Below are 15,839 nucleotides of genomic sequence, written 5' to 3'. Positions count from 1 at the left end.
CGCCGTCATGGTTGATGGCGATAACGCTGTGAGACCACGAAACGCATCCGGAATGAAGATCATCCTCGCCGTCACGACCCTGTTTGTCATGACCCCGGCGCCGGTCGTCCTCGCCCAGCAGACCGGCATGACCCCCATGGCCCCGCCGCCGCGCAACGCCCCGGTGGTCCCGGTCGCGCCCGCCGCCGCCGCGCCGACCACCGCCCTGTCGACCACCCCGGCGTCGAGCTCGGCCGCAGGCTCAGCCGTGACGACAGAAGCCGCCGTCGAAGGCGCCGCCTCGTCGACAGCCGCCCCGCCTCCGGTCGCGCCGCCCGTCGTCGCGCCTTCGCGCCCGATCATCCCCCCGACCCAGAACCGGCCGACCCGCAGCACGACCACCGCCACCCTGCTGGTCGAGATCGAGACCCCCCAGACCAACGGCCGCATCGCCGTGGCCATCTACCGCGACGAAGAGTCCTACCGCCGGAGCGAAAATCCCGTCCGGGCCCTGACCCTGCAGCGGACGGGGGCCGTCACCAGCGCCTTCGTCTCCAACATGCAGCCCGGCCGCTACGTCATCGCCGCCTTTCAGGACACCAACGGCGACGGCAAGCTGAGCAAGAACCGCATCGGCATCCCCAGCGAGCCCTTCGGCTTCTCCAACAGCGCCCGCGCCCGTTTCGGCATGCCGCCCTTCGAGACCGCGGCCTTCGAGCTGACCACGGCCGGCGCGACCCAGCGCATCGTCCTGCGCGGCGTCTTCTGACGACCTGAAGGCGGGCGTAGGTCGGGGCCTGTCCGTTCGCGAAGCAGCGGCGGTCATCGGCGAAGCGGCGGTGTGATCCGGCCCGGCGACGGGTCAGGGTCGGGACCTCACCCGAGGATCCGCCATGACCGCCGTTTCGCCCGCCTCCGCCTATACGCCCCGCCGTCTGCTGCTGCTGGCCGCCGTCGCCCTTGTCGCGGGGGCGGGGGCCGTCCTGATTTCGCGGCGTTTCGGCCATGCACCCGACTGGGGCCTGCTGGCGCGTCAGGGCTGGGTGCTCAAGCTCCACATCGCCGCCGCCCTGACGGCCCTGGCGCTCGGTACGGTTCAGCTGATCGGGGTCAAGGGCACGGCGGCCCATCGCGTCATCGGGTGGAGCTGGGTCGTCGCCATGGCGACCGTGGCGATCAGCTCCTTCTTCATCCGCACGATCAATCCGGGATCGTTCAGCCTGATCCACCTGCTCTCCGGCTGGACCCTGATCGCCCTGCCGATGGGCATCTGGCACGTGCGCTCGGGCCGGATCGGCTCCCACGGCCGCACCATGGCCGCCCTGTTCGTCGGCGGGCTGCTGATCGCCGGCGCCTTCACCTTCCTGCCGGGCCGACTGATGTGGGCGGTGTTCTTCGGCTAGCCCTGCGGTTGCGGAACGACCGTCGGCCCGCACACCGCGCGGATGCCCGCCGCCGCGAACCGGACCATATAGTCGCAGGCGCTCTCCAGATCGCCCGAACGGGCCAGGCCTCCGGAAAGCCGGTCCAGACGCCCCGTCTCGCCCAGGGTCAGGGTCAGGGCCCCCGACAGATTATGATAGGCCCAATAGAGGTCGACGTCCCTCGACCCCGGGATCAGGCCCCGGATCAGCTCGATCAGCCGGTGGATGGCCGGGTCGAAATAGCGGGCCATGGTCTCGCCGCCGAACGTCGGGTTGGCGTTGGTCTGGGCCACGAGGGCGGCATAGTGTTTCCAGCCCGGCCCGCCCTTCAGCGACCATTCGAACGGCGGCCTGAGGAAGGCCTCCAGCAGCCCTTCCAGGGTCGCCCCCGCCCCGGCGGCCTCGACATAGCGGTTGATGGCGTCGACCCGGTCGTTGTTCCAGACCTCGGCCCGGCGGATGAAGACCGCATCGAACAGCTCGCGCTTCGCTCCGAAATAATAGTGGACCAGAGCCGTATCGACCCCCGCCTCGCGCGCCACCTCACGGATGGTGACCCCATAGAAGCCGTGCTTGGAAAACAGGTCCTCGGCCGCGTCCAGAATGGTGGCGCGGGTGTCCACGGCGGGAGCGCCGGCGGCCTTGGGCGGGCGGCCGCGACGGGCCGGCGGAGGGGCGATCTCACTCATGGGCACAGGCTTAGACCCGCGACCGGCGCCGGTGCAACGGCGCCACAGGGTGACGTCACGTCAGTCATCCGAAGCTGGGCCGTTTGACAGAATGGCGAAACAGGGTCAGGTTCGAGAAAATCATTGAACGCTGAATAACGGCGTCATTGGGCTGGAAACAAAAGGAACGGGACAACCCCCATGAACAGACTCGTCAAGAGCGCGCTGCTGGCCGGCGCGGCGTGGAGTGCTATTTCAACCGGGGCCCTGGCCCAATCCGCGGCCCCCGCGCCGCAGGATGACACGGCCTCGGTCGAGGACGTCGTCGTCACCGCCCGTCGGCGTGACGAACAGCTGAAGGACGTGCCGATCGCGGTCTCGGCCCTCAGCGCGGCCCGCCTGGAACAGACCGGCGCCACCGACATCACCGTCCTGCAGCAGCAGACGCCCAACGCCACGGTCCAGATCGCCCGGGGCTCCAACTCCACCCTGATCAGCTTCATCCGCGGCGTCGGCCAGCAGGATCCGCTGTGGGGCTTCGAGCCCGGCGTCGGCCTCTATATCGACGACGTCTATGTCGCCCGTCCGCAGGGCGCGGTGCTGGACATCTTCGACATCCAGCGCATCGAGGTCCTGCGCGGTCCGCAGGGCACCCTGTACGGCCGCAACACCATCGGCGGCGCGATCAAATACGTCACCAAGCGCCTGGGCGATGAACCCTCGGCCATGCTGCGCGCCGATCTGGGCTCCTATCGCGAGATCAACGCCCTCGGCTCGGTCAACCTGCCGCTCAGCGACACCTTCGCCATCGGCGGCGCCGTGGCCCGCTACACCCGCGACGGCTACGGGACGAACCTGACCACCGGCCAGGAACACTACAACAAGGACGTCACCGCCTACCGCTTCAGCGCGGAATGGACCCCGACGGACGACCTGTTCTTCCGCCTCGCCTACAACCGCGTCGACGATGACTCGGCGCCGCGCCACGGTCACCGCGAAGTGCCCTCGACCACCGGCGGCTATCTGCCCCCGGCCAATGTCTATGACACCCAGGCGGGCCTGACCGGCGACCAGTCGGTGATGACCGACGGCGTCTCCCTGACCGGCGAGTATACGCTCAACGACCAGATCACCCTGAAGTCGATCACCGCCTATCTGACCGGCGACACCAAGACCGTTATCGACTTCGACGAAACGCCGCTGCCGACCCTGGACATTCCGGCACTCTATTCGGACCATTCCTTCACCCAGGAATTCCAGCTGCTCTATACCGGCGAGCGGCTGTCGGGCGTCGCCGGCCTGTTCTTCATGGACGCCACGGCCTCGGGCGCCTTCGATACCATCGCCGGAAACCTCGGCCTGTCGATCGCGGCCGCCGGTTCGGTCGACACCAAGTCCTATTCGGCCTTCGCCGACGTCAGCTACGACCTGACCGACCGCCTGCACGTCTCGGTTGGCGGCCGCTACACCCGCGACGACAAGGACGGCCAGGTCCTGCGCCTGTTCTACCTGGGCGCCACCCGCTCGCCGTTCACCGGCGGCGTGGATCGTCCGATCTTCGCGACCCGCACCAACTACACGGCGTCCAAGACGTTCGAGAAGTTCACGCCCCGCCTCAGCGTCTCCTACGACTTCTCGGACGATGTGACCGGCTACGGCTCGATCAGCCAGGGCTTCAAGTCGGGCGGCTGGGACATGCGCGGCGACGCGGCCCTCGTGCCCCAGACGGTCAACGGCTATGAGCCGGAAACGGTCACCAACTATGAGTTGGGCCTGAAGGGGTCGGCCTTCGACCACTTCCTGAACTTCTCCTCGGCCATCTTCTACGCCGACTACAAGGACCAGCAGATCACCACCCAGCAGGTGGCCACGGCCCCGGCCGTCGGCATCGCCTCGGTGGTCGACAACGTCGGCGCCTCGCACATCTACGGCGCCGAGCTGGAAGGTTCGGCCTTCTTCAACGACCACTTCACCGCCAACTTCTCGGTCGGCTATCTGAAGAACGAGTTCGAGAAGTTCATTTCGCTGGCCACCGGCACGCCGGTCGACGTCTCGAACACCCGCGAGCCGCAGAACTCGCCGGAATGGTCGGGCTACCTCGGCCTGACCTGGTCGGATCAGGTCGCGGGCGGCGAGCTGCGCATCACCCCCTCGGCCTCCTATCGCGGCGACTACCACCTGTTCGACGCCCCGGATCCGGTGCTCGACCAGAAGGCCTTCACCCTGATCGACCTCTCGGCGACCTGGACCTCGCCCTCGGGCGCCTGGGAGCTGGGTCTGTTCGGCAAGAACCTGACCGACGAACGCTACAAGGTCGGCGGCTACAACTTCGGCACCGCCACCTACAACAACTCCATCGACGCCTTCTACGGCCCGCCGCGCACCATCACGGCCCGCCTGACCTGGCGCCGTTGATCGGACCGTAGCGGTCTGACAGAGGGGCGGCGGTCTCCTGCGACGCAGGGCCGCCGCCCTTTTTCGTTGCGGCGGCCGCCTTGGCCGTTACCATACCGAAAACCAGAAAATCCGAGGAAGCGACATGGCGACGACCGACACGACCGCCCCGCAGGCCCCCGCGCAACGGGGCGGATACCGCTATTACGTCCTGGCGGTCCTGGTTCTCGTCTACATGCTGAATTTTCTGGATCGCCAGATCATCGGGATTCTCGCCGCCCCGCTGAAGGCCGAGTTCAAGATGTCGGACAGCCAGTTCGGCCTCCTGGGCGGCATCGCCTTCGCCTCGGTCTATTCGACCCTCGCCATTCCCCTCGCCTGGCTGGCCGACCGCTTCTCGCGCGTCTGGATCATGACCGGCGCCCTCGCCGTCTGGTCCGGCTTCACCGCCCTGTGCGGCATGGCGGGCTCCTTCGGCCAGCTGTTCCTGTGCCGCATGGGCGTGGGCGTCGGCGAGGCGGGCGGGGTGGCCCCGGCCTATTCCCTGATCGCCGACTATTTCCCGCCGCAGCACCGGGCCCGGGCCCTGGCCGCCTTCGCCTTCGGCATTCCGCTGGGCACCGCCGCCGGGACCCTGGTCGGCGGCCTGCTGGCCGCGACCTACGGCTGGCGCACCGCCTTCATCGCCGTCGGCCTGATCGGCCTCATCCTAGCCCCCCTGCTACGCCTGACCATCCGCGATCCGAAGCGCGGCGGCAGCGACGCCGGCGCCGCTCCCACCGCTGTTCCCGCCCCTGCCGTCGCGGGCCCGACCGGCCCGGGCCGCGTCGCCTCGCTCATCATGCTGGGTCTCGGCGCCGGCTGCATGATCCTCGCCGCCCTCGGCCAGTTCGCGGGCGTCTCCGCCGGCAATCCGCTGGTCTGGGCCTTCGGCGGCGGCCTCGCCCTCGTTATCGGCATCTCCCTGATGATCGCCAGGGCCACGGCCTCGGTCGTCGTCAAGAAGCCCAGCTTCTGGCTCCTGGCTCTGGGCGCCGCCTCCTCCTCGGTCTGCGGCTACGGCGTCGCGGGCTGGCTGCCGCTGTTCTTCATGCGCAGCTTCGACCTGACCCTGAAACAGACCTCCTGGTACTATTCCGGCATCGCCCTGATCGGCGGCCTGGCGGGCATCTGGCTGGGCGGGATGATCGCCGACAAGCTGGCGAAGCGCGGCAAGGGCGCCTACCCCCTGACGCCAGCCGTGGCCTTCCTGATCTCCGGCCCCTGCTTCATCCTGGCCATGAACTCGGCCTGGCTGATCCAGCAGATCATTCCCGGCGGCGGCTCGCAGGGCCTGTCCCTGACCATCGCCTTCCTGATCTTCCTGATCCCCACGGGCCTGAACCTGGCCTGGCTGGGTCCGGTCACGGCGGCGGTCCAGCATCTGGTCCCGGCCCCGATGCGCTCGACCGCCTCGGCCCTGTTCCTGCTGATCAACAACCTGCTGGGTCTCGCCGTCGGCTTCTTCTACTTCGGCTGGATGAGCGACCTTCTGGCCCCGACCTTCGGCGAGGAGAGCCTGCGCTGGGCCATCTACACCGGCGTCGGCTTCTACGTCCTGGCCTCGGCCCTGCTGTTCGGGGCCTCGCGGACGTTGAAGAAGGACTGGGTCGACTAGACTCCGGTCCTTCACACGGCCCTTCCATACCGGGCCCGATCCGATCGATAGCGTAACGGGTGATCACAGACGGTTGCACCTGCGAACAAGCGACGCCTATAAGCGCGGCCAACTTTCTTCCCCAGGCCATCGCCACAGGACGTCGGATCCATGAACATTCACGAATATCAGGCCAAGCAGGTCCTGAAGGGCTTCGGCGCACCGGTCGCCGAAGGCGTGCCGATCACTTCGGCCGATCAGGCCGAGGCCGCAGCGAAGCAACTGCCCGGCCCGCTCTATGTCGTGAAATCCCAGATCCACGCCGGCGGCCGCGGCAAGGGCAAGTTCAAGGAACTGCCCGCCGACGCCAAGGGCGGCGTCCGCCTCGCCTTCTCGATCGAGGACGTGGTCAAGAACGCCAGGGAAATGCTCGGCAACACCCTGGTGACCGCGCAAACCGGCGACGCCGGCAAGCAGGTCAACCGTCTGTACATCGAAGACGGCGCCGACATCGCCCGCGAACTCTACTGCTCGCTGCTGGTCGACCGTGAAGTCGGCCGCGTCGCCTTCGTCGTCTCGACCGAAGGCGGCATGGACATCGAGGCCGTCGCCCACGACACGCCCGAGAAGATCCAGACCATCGCCATCGACCCGGACACCGGCGTCACCGACGCCGACGTCGCCAGGATCAACGCCGCCTACGGCCTCAACGGCGACGCCGCCGAAGACGGCAAGTCGCTGTTCCCCGCCCTCTACAAGGCCTTCATCGAGAAGGACATGGCGATGCTGGAGGTCAACCCTCTGATCGTCATGGAGAACGGCCATCTGCGCGTCCTGGACGCCAAGGTCTCGTTCGACGGTAACGCCCTGTTCCGTCATCCGGACATGAAGGAGCTGCGCGACGAGACCGAGGAAGACGCCAAGGAAATCGAAGCGTCGGAATGGGACCTCGCCTATGTCGCCCTCGACGGCAACATCGGCTGCATGGTCAACGGCGCGGGCCTGGCCATGGCGACGATGGACATCATCAAGCTGTACGGCAAGGAGCCGGCCAACTTCTGTGACGTCGGCGGCGGCGCCGGCAAGGAGAAGGTCGCCGCGGCCTTCAAGATCATCACCGCCGACCCGGCCGTCCAGGGCATCCTGGTCAACATCTTCGGCGGCATCATGAAGTGCGACGTCATCGCCGAGGGCGTGGTCGCGGCGGTCAAGGAAGTGGGCCTGAAGGTGCCGCTGGTCGTCCGCCTCGAAGGCACCAACGCCGAGCTGGGCAAGAAGATTCTGAACGAATCCGGCCTGACCATCCAGGCCGCGGACGACCTCGACGACGCCGCCCAGAAGATCGTCGCGGCGGTCGGCTGAGCCTCGGCTCAGCTTTCCCCGCTCCGCTGACAGACACATCCAGAGATCGATAGACCCATGTCCATCCTCGTCGACAAGAACACGAAAATCATCGTCCAGGGCCTGACCGGCAAGACCGGCGGCTTCCACACCGAACAGGCCCTGGCCTATCACGGCACCCAGATGGTCGCCGGCGTGCACCCGTCGAAGGGCGGCACCAACTGGACGGGCTCGCACGGCGAGACCCTGCCGATCTACGCCTCGGTCGCCGAAGCGAAGGAAGCCACCGGCGCCGACGCCTCGGTCATCTACGTGCCCCCGTCGGGCGCCGCGGCCGCCATCATCGAGGCCATCGACGCCGAAGTGCCCTTCATCACCTGCATCACCGAAGGCATCCCGGTGCTGGACATGGTCAAGGTCAAGGCCCGCCTCGAGAAGTCGAAGTCGCGCCTGCTGGGCCCGAACTGCCCCGGCATCCTGACGCCCGACGAATGCAAGATCGGCATCATGCCGGGCAACATCTTCAAGAAGGGCAACGTCGGCATCGTCTCGCGTTCCGGCACCCTGACCTATGAAGCCGTGTTCCAGACCACCAACGAAGGCCTGGGCCAGACCACGGCCGTCGGCATCGGCGGCGACCCGGTCAAGGGCACCGAGTTCATCGACGTCCTGGAACTGTTCCTGGCCGACCCGGAAACCACCTCGATCATCATGATCGGTGAAATCGGCGGCGGCGCCGAAGAAGACGCCGCCCAGTTCCTGATCGACGAAGCCAAGAAGGGCCGCAAGAAGCCGATGGCCGGCTTCATCGCGGGCCGCACCGCTCCGAAGGGCCGCACCATGGGCCACGCCGGCGCTGTCGTCTCTGGCGGCAAGGGCGATGCGGAATCCAAGATCGCGGCCATGGAAGCGGCCGGCATCAAGATGTCGCCCTCCCCGGCCCGCCTCGGAAAAACCCTCGTCGAAGTGCTGAAGGGCTAAAGCCCTTCAGCCAAAGACATCGCGGTGAATTGTCGCCCTGCGCGGGTGGCATGACACCGGTTTCGGCATCGATCGTGCCGGAAACCCGCATCGAAGACGCCTCCGGTCACGGCCGGGGGCGTTTTTGTTACGCTCGGAACCAATTTCTTATCGTTTCGCCCCTCTTCGGTCATGACCCATAAGGAAACAGCGCCTATATGAACCGCGCCGGCCTCACGCGGTTGTGACCGTGGGGCCCCAGAAGGACGACGTGAGAAAATGGCGGACGATGCCGGTCGGCTGAACCAGGTCTTTGCCGAGACCAGCTTCCTGTATGGCGCGAACGCCGCCTTCATCGAGGACCTGCACGAGAAATGGGCGACCGATCCCGCCTCCGTCTCGGCCGAATGGCGCAGCTTCTTCGACCAGCTCAAGGACTCGGCCGCGGTGGTCAAGGCCTCGGGCGCGGCCGGCGGCTGGGGCCGCAACGGCATCCTGGAGCCCACCGAGGAGACCGGCGTCTTCGACGGTCAGTGGCCCGCCCCCAAGATTGATCCCAAGAAGGCCGGCGCCGCTCCGGCCAAGGCTGCTGCGCCTGCCGCCGCGCCCGCCGCTGCCGGCGTCAGCGCCGACGAGGTCCGCGCCGCCGCCCACGATTCCATTCGCGCCCTGATGCTGATCCGCACCTACCGGGTGCGCGGTCACCTTCACGCCAAGCTCGACCCGCTGGGCATCGAACAGCCGATCGATAACCCCGAGCTGACCCCCGCCTTCCACGGCTTCACCGCCGCCGACCTGGACCGCCCGATCTTCCTCGACGGCGTCCTGGGCCTGCAGTACGCGACCGTGAACGAGCTGATGGCGATCCTGGAGCGCACCTACTGCGGCCACATCGGCATCCAGTACATGCACATCGCCGAGCCGGAAGAAAAAGCCTGGCTGCAGCAGCGCTTCGAGGGCGCGGACGCCTTCGAGAAGAACGGCTTCACCAAGGAAGGCAAGCTGGCCATCCTGAACAAGCTGATCGAGGCCGAGGGCTTCGAACGCTTCTCCCACAAGCGCTTCCCGGGCACCAAGCGGTTCGGCCTGGACGGCGGCGAGGCCATGGTCCCGGCGCTGGAGCAGATGATCAAGCGCGGCGGCGCGCTCGGCATCGACGAGATCGTCATCGGCATGGCCCACCGCGGCCGCCTGAACACCCTCGCGACCGTCATGGGCAAGCCCCACAAGGTCATCTTCCACGAGTTCCAGGGCGGCTCGGCCGTGCCGTCGGACATCGAGGGTTCGGGCGACGTCAAATACCACATGGGCGCCTCGTCGGACCGCGAGTTCGACGGCAAGAAGGTCCACCTGTCGCTGACCGCCAACCCCTCGCACCTCGAGATCGTCAACCCGGTCGTCCTGGGCAAGGCGCGCGCGAAGCAGGCCTTCGACATCCGTGAGGCCAATGTCGGCGTGCCCGAGAACAAGTGGGCGCTGGACCGCTCCAAGGTCATGCCGCTGCTGATCCACGGCGACGCCGCCTTCGCAGGTCAGGGCGTGGTCGCCGAATGCTTCGCCCTGATGGGTCTGAAGGGCTACCGCACCGGCGGGACGATGCATTTCGTCATCAACAACCAGATCGGCTTCACCACCTCGCCGCGCAACTCGCGCTCGACGCCCTACTGCTCGGACGTCGCCCTGATGGTCCAGGCGCCGATCTTCCACGTGAACGGCGACGATCCGGAAGCGGTCGTCTTCGCCGCCAAGGTCGCCACCGAATACCGCCAGAAATTCCACAAGGACGTGGTGGTGGACATGTTCTGCTACCGCCGCTTCGGCCACAACGAAGGCGACGATCCGACCTTCACCCAGCCGCTGATGTATTCGAAGATCCGCGCCCTGCGGTCGACGCGTGAAATCTACGCCGCGCGCCTGGTCTCCGAAGGCGTCCTGACCGAGGCCGAGGTCGACGCCCTGGTCGCCAAGCAGGAAGCCTGGCTCGACGAACAGTTCGAGGCCGGCAAGACCTTCAAGGCCGACAAGGCCGACTGGCTGGACGGTCAGTGGAAGGGCGTGGGCCTGGCCGAGGACGACGAGCGCCGCGGCAAGACCGGCATCCCGGCCGACAAGCTGATGGACTACGGCCACCGCCTGACGACCATCCCGAACTCCATCGACATGCACAAGACGCTGAAGCGCGTCATCGAGGCGCGTCGCGAGAGCCTGACCGCCGGCACCATCGACTGGGCCACGGCCGAGAGCCTGGCCTTCGCCGGCCTGCTGGACGAAGGCTTCCCGGTCCGCCTGTCGGGTCAGGATTCGGTGCGCGGCACCTTCTCCCAGCGCCACTCGGGCATCATCGACCAGACCACCGAGGAGCGGTACATCCCGCTCAACAACCTGCGCGAAGGCCAGGCCAATTTCGAGGTCATCGACTCGGCCCTGTCCGAAGAGGCCGTGCTCGGCTTCGAATACGGCTATTCGCTCGCCGACCCGAACACCATGGTCATGTGGGAAGGCCAGTTCGGCGACTTCGTGAACGGCGCCCAGGTGGTCATCGACCAGTTCATCACCTCGGGCGAACGCAAGTGGCTGCGCATGAGCGGCCTGACCATGCTGCTGCCGCACGGCTATGAGGGCCAGGGTCCGGAACACTCCTCGGCCCGCCTCGAACGCTTCCTGCAGGCCTGCGCCGAGGACAATATCCAGGTCGCCAACTGCACGACCCCGGCCAACTACTTCCACATCCTGCGTCGCCAGATGCAGCGGCCGTTCCGCAAGCCGCTGATTATCATGACGCCCAAATCCTTGCTGCGTCACAAGAAGGCGGTCTCGTCCATCGCCGACATGGCCGAGGGTTCGTCGTTCCACCGCGTCCTGCACGACGACGCCCAGACCCGCCCCGAGATCTCGGGCATCAAGATCAAGGCCGACAAGGACATCCGTCGCGTCGTGGTCTGCTCGGGCAAGGTCTATTACGACCTGCTCGACGCCCGCGAGAAGAAGGGCGTCGACGACGTCTATCTGCTGCGTCTGGAGCAGTTCTACCCCTGGCCGATGAAGTCGATGATGACCGAACTGGCCCGCTTCCCGAACGCCGAACTGGTCTGGTGCCAGGAAGAGCCGAAGAACATGGGCGGCTGGACCTTCGTGGATCCGTGGATCGAACTGACGCTCGAGAAGCTGAACGTGAAGTCCAAGCGCGCCCGCTACGTGGGTCGTCCGGCCTCGGCCTCCACCGCCGCGGGCCTGATGAGCCGCCACCTGAAGGAACTGCAGACCTTCACGGACGAGGCCTTCGCCTAGACCCCAAACCTAGACCTGTGTTCGTTCGCCTGACACAAGACTGACCTACAACGCCGCCTGAAGCCTGAAATACGAAAGCCTGGACCCGACATGGCCGACATCCTGACCCCGACCCTTGGTGAATCCGTCTCGGAAGCCAGTATCGCAAAATGGACCAAAAAGGTCGGTGACGCGGTGAAGAAGGACGAGGTCCTGGTCGAGCTGGAGACCGACAAGGTCTCGCTGGAAGTCGTGGCCCCGGCCGACGGCGTCCTGTCGGACATCAAGGCCGGCGAGGGCGACACCGTCGTTCCGGGCACGGTCCTGGGCGTCGTCACCGAAGGCGCCTCGGCCGCCCCGGCCGCGACCAAGCCCGCCCCGAAGGCTGAAAAGGCCGCCGAGGCCCCCGTCGCCGCCGCTCCCGCTGCTGCTCCCGCCACCGGCGGCGCCACCGTCGCCATCCCGGTCCCGACCATGGGCGAGAGCGTCGCCGAAGGCACGATGGGCAAGTGGCTGAAGCAAAATGGCGCACAGGTGAAGAAGGATGAGGTCCTCGTCGAGATCGAGACCGACAAGGTCGCGGTCGAGGTCGCGGCTCCGACCGACGGCGTCCTGACCATTACCGCCGACGAAGGCGCGACCGTCACCCCGGGCCAGACCATCGGCTCCATCGCCGCCGGCGCCGGCGCGGCCGCCGCCCCGGCTGCCGCGGCTCCCGCCCCCGCCGCCGATCCCGTCGTCGCCGCAAACACCGGCTCGGCCCAGCTGTCGCCGTCGGTCCAGCGCATCGTCACCGAGGGCGGCCTGGACGCCGGTTCGATCACCCCGACCGGTCCGAAGGGCAACATCACCAAGGGCGACGCGCTTGCCGCCGCCGCCGCCCCCAAGGCCGCCGCTCCGGCCCCGGTCGCCGCCGCTCCGGCCGCCCCGCGCGCCGACCAGCCGCGCGAGGAGCGGGTCAAGATGACCCGTCTGCGCCAGACCATCGCGCGCCGCCTGAAGGAATCCCAGAACACCGCCGCCCAGCTGACCACCTTCAACGAGGTGGACATGACCCAGGTCATGGCCCTGCGCGCCCAGTACAAGGACGCCTTCGAGAAGCGCCACGGCGTCAAGCTGGGCTTCATGAGCTTCTTCACCAAGGCGGTGATCAACGCCCTGAAGGAAATCCCGGCCGTCAACGCCGAGATCGACGGCACCGACATCATCTACAAGAACCACTATGACATCGGCGTCGCCGTCGGCACCGACAAGGGTCTGGTGGTTCCGGTCCTGCGCGACGCCGACATGCTGTCGCTGGCCGGCATCGAGAAGGGCATCGCCGACCTCGGCAAGGCCGCCCGCGACGGCGGCCTGACCATGGACCAGCTCCAGGGCGGCACCTTCACCATCACCAACGGCGGCACCTACGGCTCGCTGATGTCGACGCCGATCCTGAACGCGCCGCAGTCGGGCATCCTGGGCATGCACAACATCGTGCAGCGCCCGATGGCCATCAACGGCGAGGTCAAGATCCGCCCGATGATGTACCTGGCCCTCAGCTACGACCACCGCATCGTCGACGGCAAGGAAGCCGTGACCTTCCTGGTCCGCGTCAAGGAACACCTCGAAGACCCGCAGCGCTCGCTGCTGGACCTCTAAGAGACCTGCGAGAGACAGCGCGCGGACGTTTCGACGGTCGCGCGCTGTTCCTCCACGCCATGGTCTGACAGCGCTGCACGCAGCCCCTGTCAGAATCCGTAGGTTTACCTCCACGAACCGATAGGTCACCCTTCCCTCATGGAATGGGCCGTTCGGGGGATGGGTGTCTTCTATGTGCTCGCGGGGGTTCTCGCCCTGCGGCAGGTGCTGATCAATTGGCGGATGGAGCGGGCGATCGCCGCCGTCCTGCCCTCTTCCCCCACCGAACGCGCCGCCGACGTCATGCTGGCCATGGGCTCGGTGCTGGTCCTGGCCTCGGGCGTGGCCCTGATGTTGCTCCAGCCCTGGGCGGTTCTGGTCTTCCTGGCCTGCTGGGGCGCGCAAGCCGCCTATCTGCTATGGGCCCAGCGCTGGTATCGCCCACGCGACCCGATCTCGGCCCACGGCCGCCGCCAGACCCTGAACGCCTTCGCCGTCTACAGCCTGGCGACCCTGCTGGTCCTGTCCATGCCGCTGGCGGGGCTGCTGCGCTAGCTAGCGCCCCACCGCGTGCAGGGCCTGCCCGTTGGCCTTGAGCCAGGCGCGGAACGGCCGGTGATCCCCGACCAGCCCATGCACCACCGCCCAGTAGGCCGGGCTGTGATCCGCATGGACTAGATGAGCCACCTCATGGGCGGCCAGATAGTCGAGCACCGCTGGCGGGGCCATGACCATGCGCCAGGAATAGCGGATCGAGCGGTTGTGCGGGCTGCACGAGCCCCAGCGCGAGCGGGTGTCGACGACCGAGACCTTCACCGGCCTCTGGTTAAGGGCCTTCAGATGGATCTCGGTGCGGGCGACCAGCTGCGTCCGCGCCTCGCGCTTCAGCAGGTTCTCGACCCGGCGGGCGAAGGCCTCGCCCTCCCCGCCTGAGCGGATCACCGGCCCGACGCCGTCGGCCGTCAGCCGGGCCGCCCCATTGGTCCCGGTCGCCTCCAGTCGGGTCTCAAGGCCGTGCAGCAAGATAATCTGGCCCGGCTGCAGCGGCTGGCCCTCGACCCGCGCCTCCAGCCGTTCGGCGATCCAGCCAGCCTTGGAGCGCGCGAAGGCCACCGCCTCGGAAAGGCGGCGTTCACTGGGGGCGATGGCCACCGCCTCGCCCGCCCGCGCGTCGATGCGGATCGAGATCCGCCGCGCCCTCGGGTTCACCGAGAGCCGGAGCGGAATCGTCTCTCCACCCGCAGTCGCGGGTTCAAGCGGCAGTCGCTGACCGGTCCGGTACGGCAGAGAGCTTTTCATTGTCCGTGATGAAGTCCCGGACGCGGGGATAGATTTCCTCGCGGAACCGGCGTCCGTTGAAGACGCCATAGTGGCCCACGTCCGGCTGGACGTGAAGCACCCGACGCTCGACGGGGATGTTGGGGCACAGGATGTGGGCGGCCTGGGTCTGGCCGACGCCGGAGATGTCGTCGTTCTCGCCCTCGACCGTCATCAGGCCGATGTCGGTGATCTTCTTCAGGTCGACGGGGCGGCCGTCATGGACCAGCTCCCCCTTGGCCAGGGTGTAGTCCTGGAAGACGATGTCGATGGTCTGGAGATAGAACTCTTCCGACAGGTCCAGCACGGCCAGATACTCGTCGTAGAATTGCTCGTGCTTCTCGACCCCGTCGCCGTCGCCCTTCACCAGATCCTCGAAATAGGTCCAGTGGGCGTCGGTGTGGCGCTCCTCGTTCATCGACATGAAGCTGTAGAGCTGGACGAAGCCCGGATAGACCCGCCGGCCGAACCCCGGATAGGGCCAGGGCACGGTGTGGATCATGTTCGACTGGAACCAGGTGAACGGTTTCTCTTCCGCCAGAACATTGGTCACCGTCGGCGACAGGCGGGCATCGATGGGCGAACCCATGAAGGTCATGGAGGCCGGACGGTTCGGATCGTTGTCCTCGGCCATCACCGCGGCCATGGCCAGGACCGGCGGTCCGGGCTGGCAGACGGCGACGACGTGGGCGCGCGGGCCGATCTGGGCCAGCATCGAGCGGACGTGGTCCATATAGTCGTGGAAGTCGAACCGGCCCTCCAGCATCGGCACCTGCCGCGCATTGGTCCAGTCCGAGACATAGACGTCGTGGTCCTGAAGGAAGGTCTCGACCGTGCCGCGCAGCAGGGTCGCATAGTGGCCCGACAGGGGGGCGACGATCAGGACGCTGGGGGCCGCGACGGGCTTTTTGGCGCGCTTCAGATCGCCGACGTTGCGGGCGAACCGCACCATCTTCACCCAGGGGCTTTCCCAGACCACCTGTTCGACGGTGCGCACCGGCTTGCCGTCGATGGTGATGACCTCAAGCCCCCAGTCGGGCTTGCCGTAGCGGCGGGTGACGCTCTCGAACAGCTCGGCCGAGGCGTAGGCCGTGCGGCCGACGGCCGTGTCCGACGCCGGATTGAAGGGCGAGGTCCAGAATTTCCGGGCGAACTGCGCCCCGAGACGGAAAGGCTGCGCCGACTGGTAGGCGAGCTCGTGAAGTGCGTACAGCATGAGGTTCCGATATCGGT

General features: G+C 67.2%; 12 protein-coding genes and 1 pseudogene. 10 read left to right on the top strand and 3 right to left on the bottom strand.

Annotated features, from left to right (window positions below):
* Positions 1–52 precede the first annotated feature (52 nt).
* Entirely contained in the window at positions 53–748 is a 696-nt protein-coding gene (locus ACW172_RS08070) for a DUF2141 domain-containing protein (RefSeq protein ID WP_492034661.1), read from the top strand.
* Positions 749–872: 124 nt separating this feature from the next.
* Entirely contained in the window at positions 873–1,382 is a 510-nt protein-coding gene (locus ACW172_RS08065; protein WP_492034660.1) for a DUF2306 domain-containing protein, read from the top strand.
* Here the strand turns inward: ACW172_RS08065 and ACW172_RS08060 are convergent.
* Positions 1,379–2,092 carry a TetR/AcrR family transcriptional regulator gene (locus tag ACW172_RS08060; protein WP_492034659.1) on the bottom strand — a complete coding sequence of 238 codons (714 nt, stop codon included), beginning with the start codon at positions 2,090–2,092 and terminating at the stop codon, positions 1,379–1,381. The genes ACW172_RS08065 and ACW172_RS08060 overlap by 4 nt on opposite strands.
* Positions 2,093–2,272: 180 nt before the next feature.
* Between ACW172_RS08060 and ACW172_RS08055 the strand changes: the two genes are divergently transcribed.
* The 8 genes and pseudogenes from ACW172_RS08055 (at position 2,273) to ACW172_RS08020 (ending at position 13,844) form a co-directional block, all read left to right on the top strand.
* Positions 2,273–4,486 (top strand): TonB-dependent receptor, encoded by a 2,214-nt coding sequence (locus ACW172_RS08055; RefSeq protein WP_492034658.1) that lies wholly within the window; start codon positions 2,273–2,275, stop codon positions 4,484–4,486.
* A 124-nt stretch (positions 4,487–4,610) separates the two neighbouring features.
* Positions 4,611–6,122 (top strand): spinster family MFS transporter, encoded by a 1,512-nt coding sequence (locus ACW172_RS08050; protein WP_492034657.1) that lies wholly within the window; start codon positions 4,611–4,613, stop codon positions 6,120–6,122.
* Positions 6,123–6,272: 150 nt separating this feature from the next.
* Positions 6,273–7,463 carry an ADP-forming succinate--CoA ligase subunit beta gene (gene sucC, locus ACW172_RS08045; RefSeq protein ID WP_492034656.1) on the top strand — a complete coding sequence of 397 codons (1,191 nt, stop codon included), beginning with the start codon at positions 6,273–6,275 and terminating at the stop codon, positions 7,461–7,463.
* A 57-nt stretch (positions 7,464–7,520) separates the two neighbouring features.
* The gene (gene sucD / locus ACW172_RS08040; protein ID WP_492034655.1) at positions 7,521–8,423 is read left to right on the top strand and encodes a succinate--CoA ligase subunit alpha; all 903 of its coding nucleotides are present in this window, start codon (positions 7,521–7,523) and stop codon (positions 8,421–8,423) included.
* Positions 8,424–8,681: 258 nt separating this feature from the next.
* Entirely contained in the window at positions 8,682–11,690 is a 3,009-nt protein-coding gene (locus ACW172_RS08035) for a 2-oxoglutarate dehydrogenase E1 component (RefSeq protein ID WP_492034654.1), read from the top strand.
* A gap of 90 nt (positions 11,691–11,780) precedes the next feature.
* Positions 11,781–11,939, top strand: a pseudogene (locus tag ACW172_RS08030) (biotin/lipoyl-containing protein); the annotation flags it as partial.
* Positions 11,940–12,143: 204 nt separating this feature from the next.
* Positions 12,144–13,310, top strand: a complete 1,167-nt coding sequence (gene odhB / locus ACW172_RS08025) for a 2-oxoglutarate dehydrogenase complex dihydrolipoyllysine-residue succinyltransferase (RefSeq protein WP_492034958.1) — start codon at positions 12,144–12,146, stop codon at positions 13,308–13,310.
* Positions 13,311–13,448: 138 nt separating this feature from the next.
* Positions 13,449–13,844: a hypothetical protein gene (locus ACW172_RS08020; protein WP_492034653.1), complete on the top strand. Its 396-nt coding sequence runs from the start codon at positions 13,449–13,451 to the stop codon at positions 13,842–13,844.
* Here the strand turns inward: ACW172_RS08020 and ACW172_RS08015 are convergent, their stop codons facing one another.
* Together ACW172_RS08015 and ACW172_RS08010 are read right to left on the bottom strand one after the other, a co-directional pair.
* Positions 13,845–14,588, bottom strand: a complete 744-nt coding sequence (locus tag ACW172_RS08015) for a M48 family metallopeptidase (RefSeq protein ID WP_492034652.1) — start codon at positions 14,586–14,588, stop codon at positions 13,845–13,847.
* Positions 14,542–15,822 (bottom strand): polyhydroxyalkanoate depolymerase, encoded by a 1,281-nt coding sequence (locus ACW172_RS08010; RefSeq protein WP_492034651.1) that lies wholly within the window; start codon positions 15,820–15,822, stop codon positions 14,542–14,544. The genes ACW172_RS08015 and ACW172_RS08010 overlap by 47 nt, the downstream gene beginning before the upstream one ends.
* Positions 15,823–15,839 lie beyond the last annotated feature (17 nt).

It is taken from the genome of Brevundimonas sp. ALps5, assembly GCF_058681645.1.
The sequence above is the reverse complement of the archived record's forward strand: the minus strand, read 5'-3'. Positions and strand labels throughout refer to the sequence as shown.

Bases quoted from the DNA above. Each gene is read 5' to 3' on its own strand.
- ACW172_RS08055 (WP_492034658.1), top strand. From the start codon at position 2,273: ATGAACAGACTCGTCAAGAGCGCGCTGCTGGCCGGCGCGGCGTGGAGT.
- ACW172_RS08020 (WP_492034653.1), top strand. From the start codon at position 13,449: ATGGAATGGGCCGTTCGGGGGATGGGTGTCTTCTATGTGCTCGCGGGG.
- ACW172_RS08070 (WP_492034661.1), top strand. From the start codon at position 53: ATGAAGATCATCCTCGCCGTCACGACCCTGTTTGTCATGACCCCGGCG.
- ACW172_RS08010 (WP_492034651.1), bottom strand. From the start codon at position 15,822: ATGCTGTACGCACTTCACGAGCTCGCCTACCAGTCGGCGCAGCCTTTC.
- ACW172_RS08015 (WP_492034652.1), bottom strand. From the start codon at position 14,588: ATGAAAAGCTCTCTGCCGTACCGGACCGGTCAGCGACTGCCGCTTGAA.
- ACW172_RS08035 (WP_492034654.1), top strand. From the start codon at position 8,682: ATGGCGGACGATGCCGGTCGGCTGAACCAGGTCTTTGCCGAGACCAGC.
- ACW172_RS08050 (WP_492034657.1), top strand. From the start codon at position 4,611: ATGGCGACGACCGACACGACCGCCCCGCAGGCCCCCGCGCAACGGGGC.
- sucD (WP_492034655.1), top strand. From the start codon at position 7,521: ATGTCCATCCTCGTCGACAAGAACACGAAAATCATCGTCCAGGGCCTG.
- ACW172_RS08065 (WP_492034660.1), top strand. From the start codon at position 873: ATGACCGCCGTTTCGCCCGCCTCCGCCTATACGCCCCGCCGTCTGCTG.
- ACW172_RS08060 (WP_492034659.1), bottom strand. From the start codon at position 2,092: ATGAGTGAGATCGCCCCTCCGCCGGCCCGTCGCGGCCGCCCGCCCAAG.
- odhB (WP_492034958.1), top strand. From the start codon at position 12,144: ATGGGCGAGAGCGTCGCCGAAGGCACGATGGGCAAGTGGCTGAAGCAA.
- sucC (WP_492034656.1), top strand. From the start codon at position 6,273: ATGAACATTCACGAATATCAGGCCAAGCAGGTCCTGAAGGGCTTCGGC.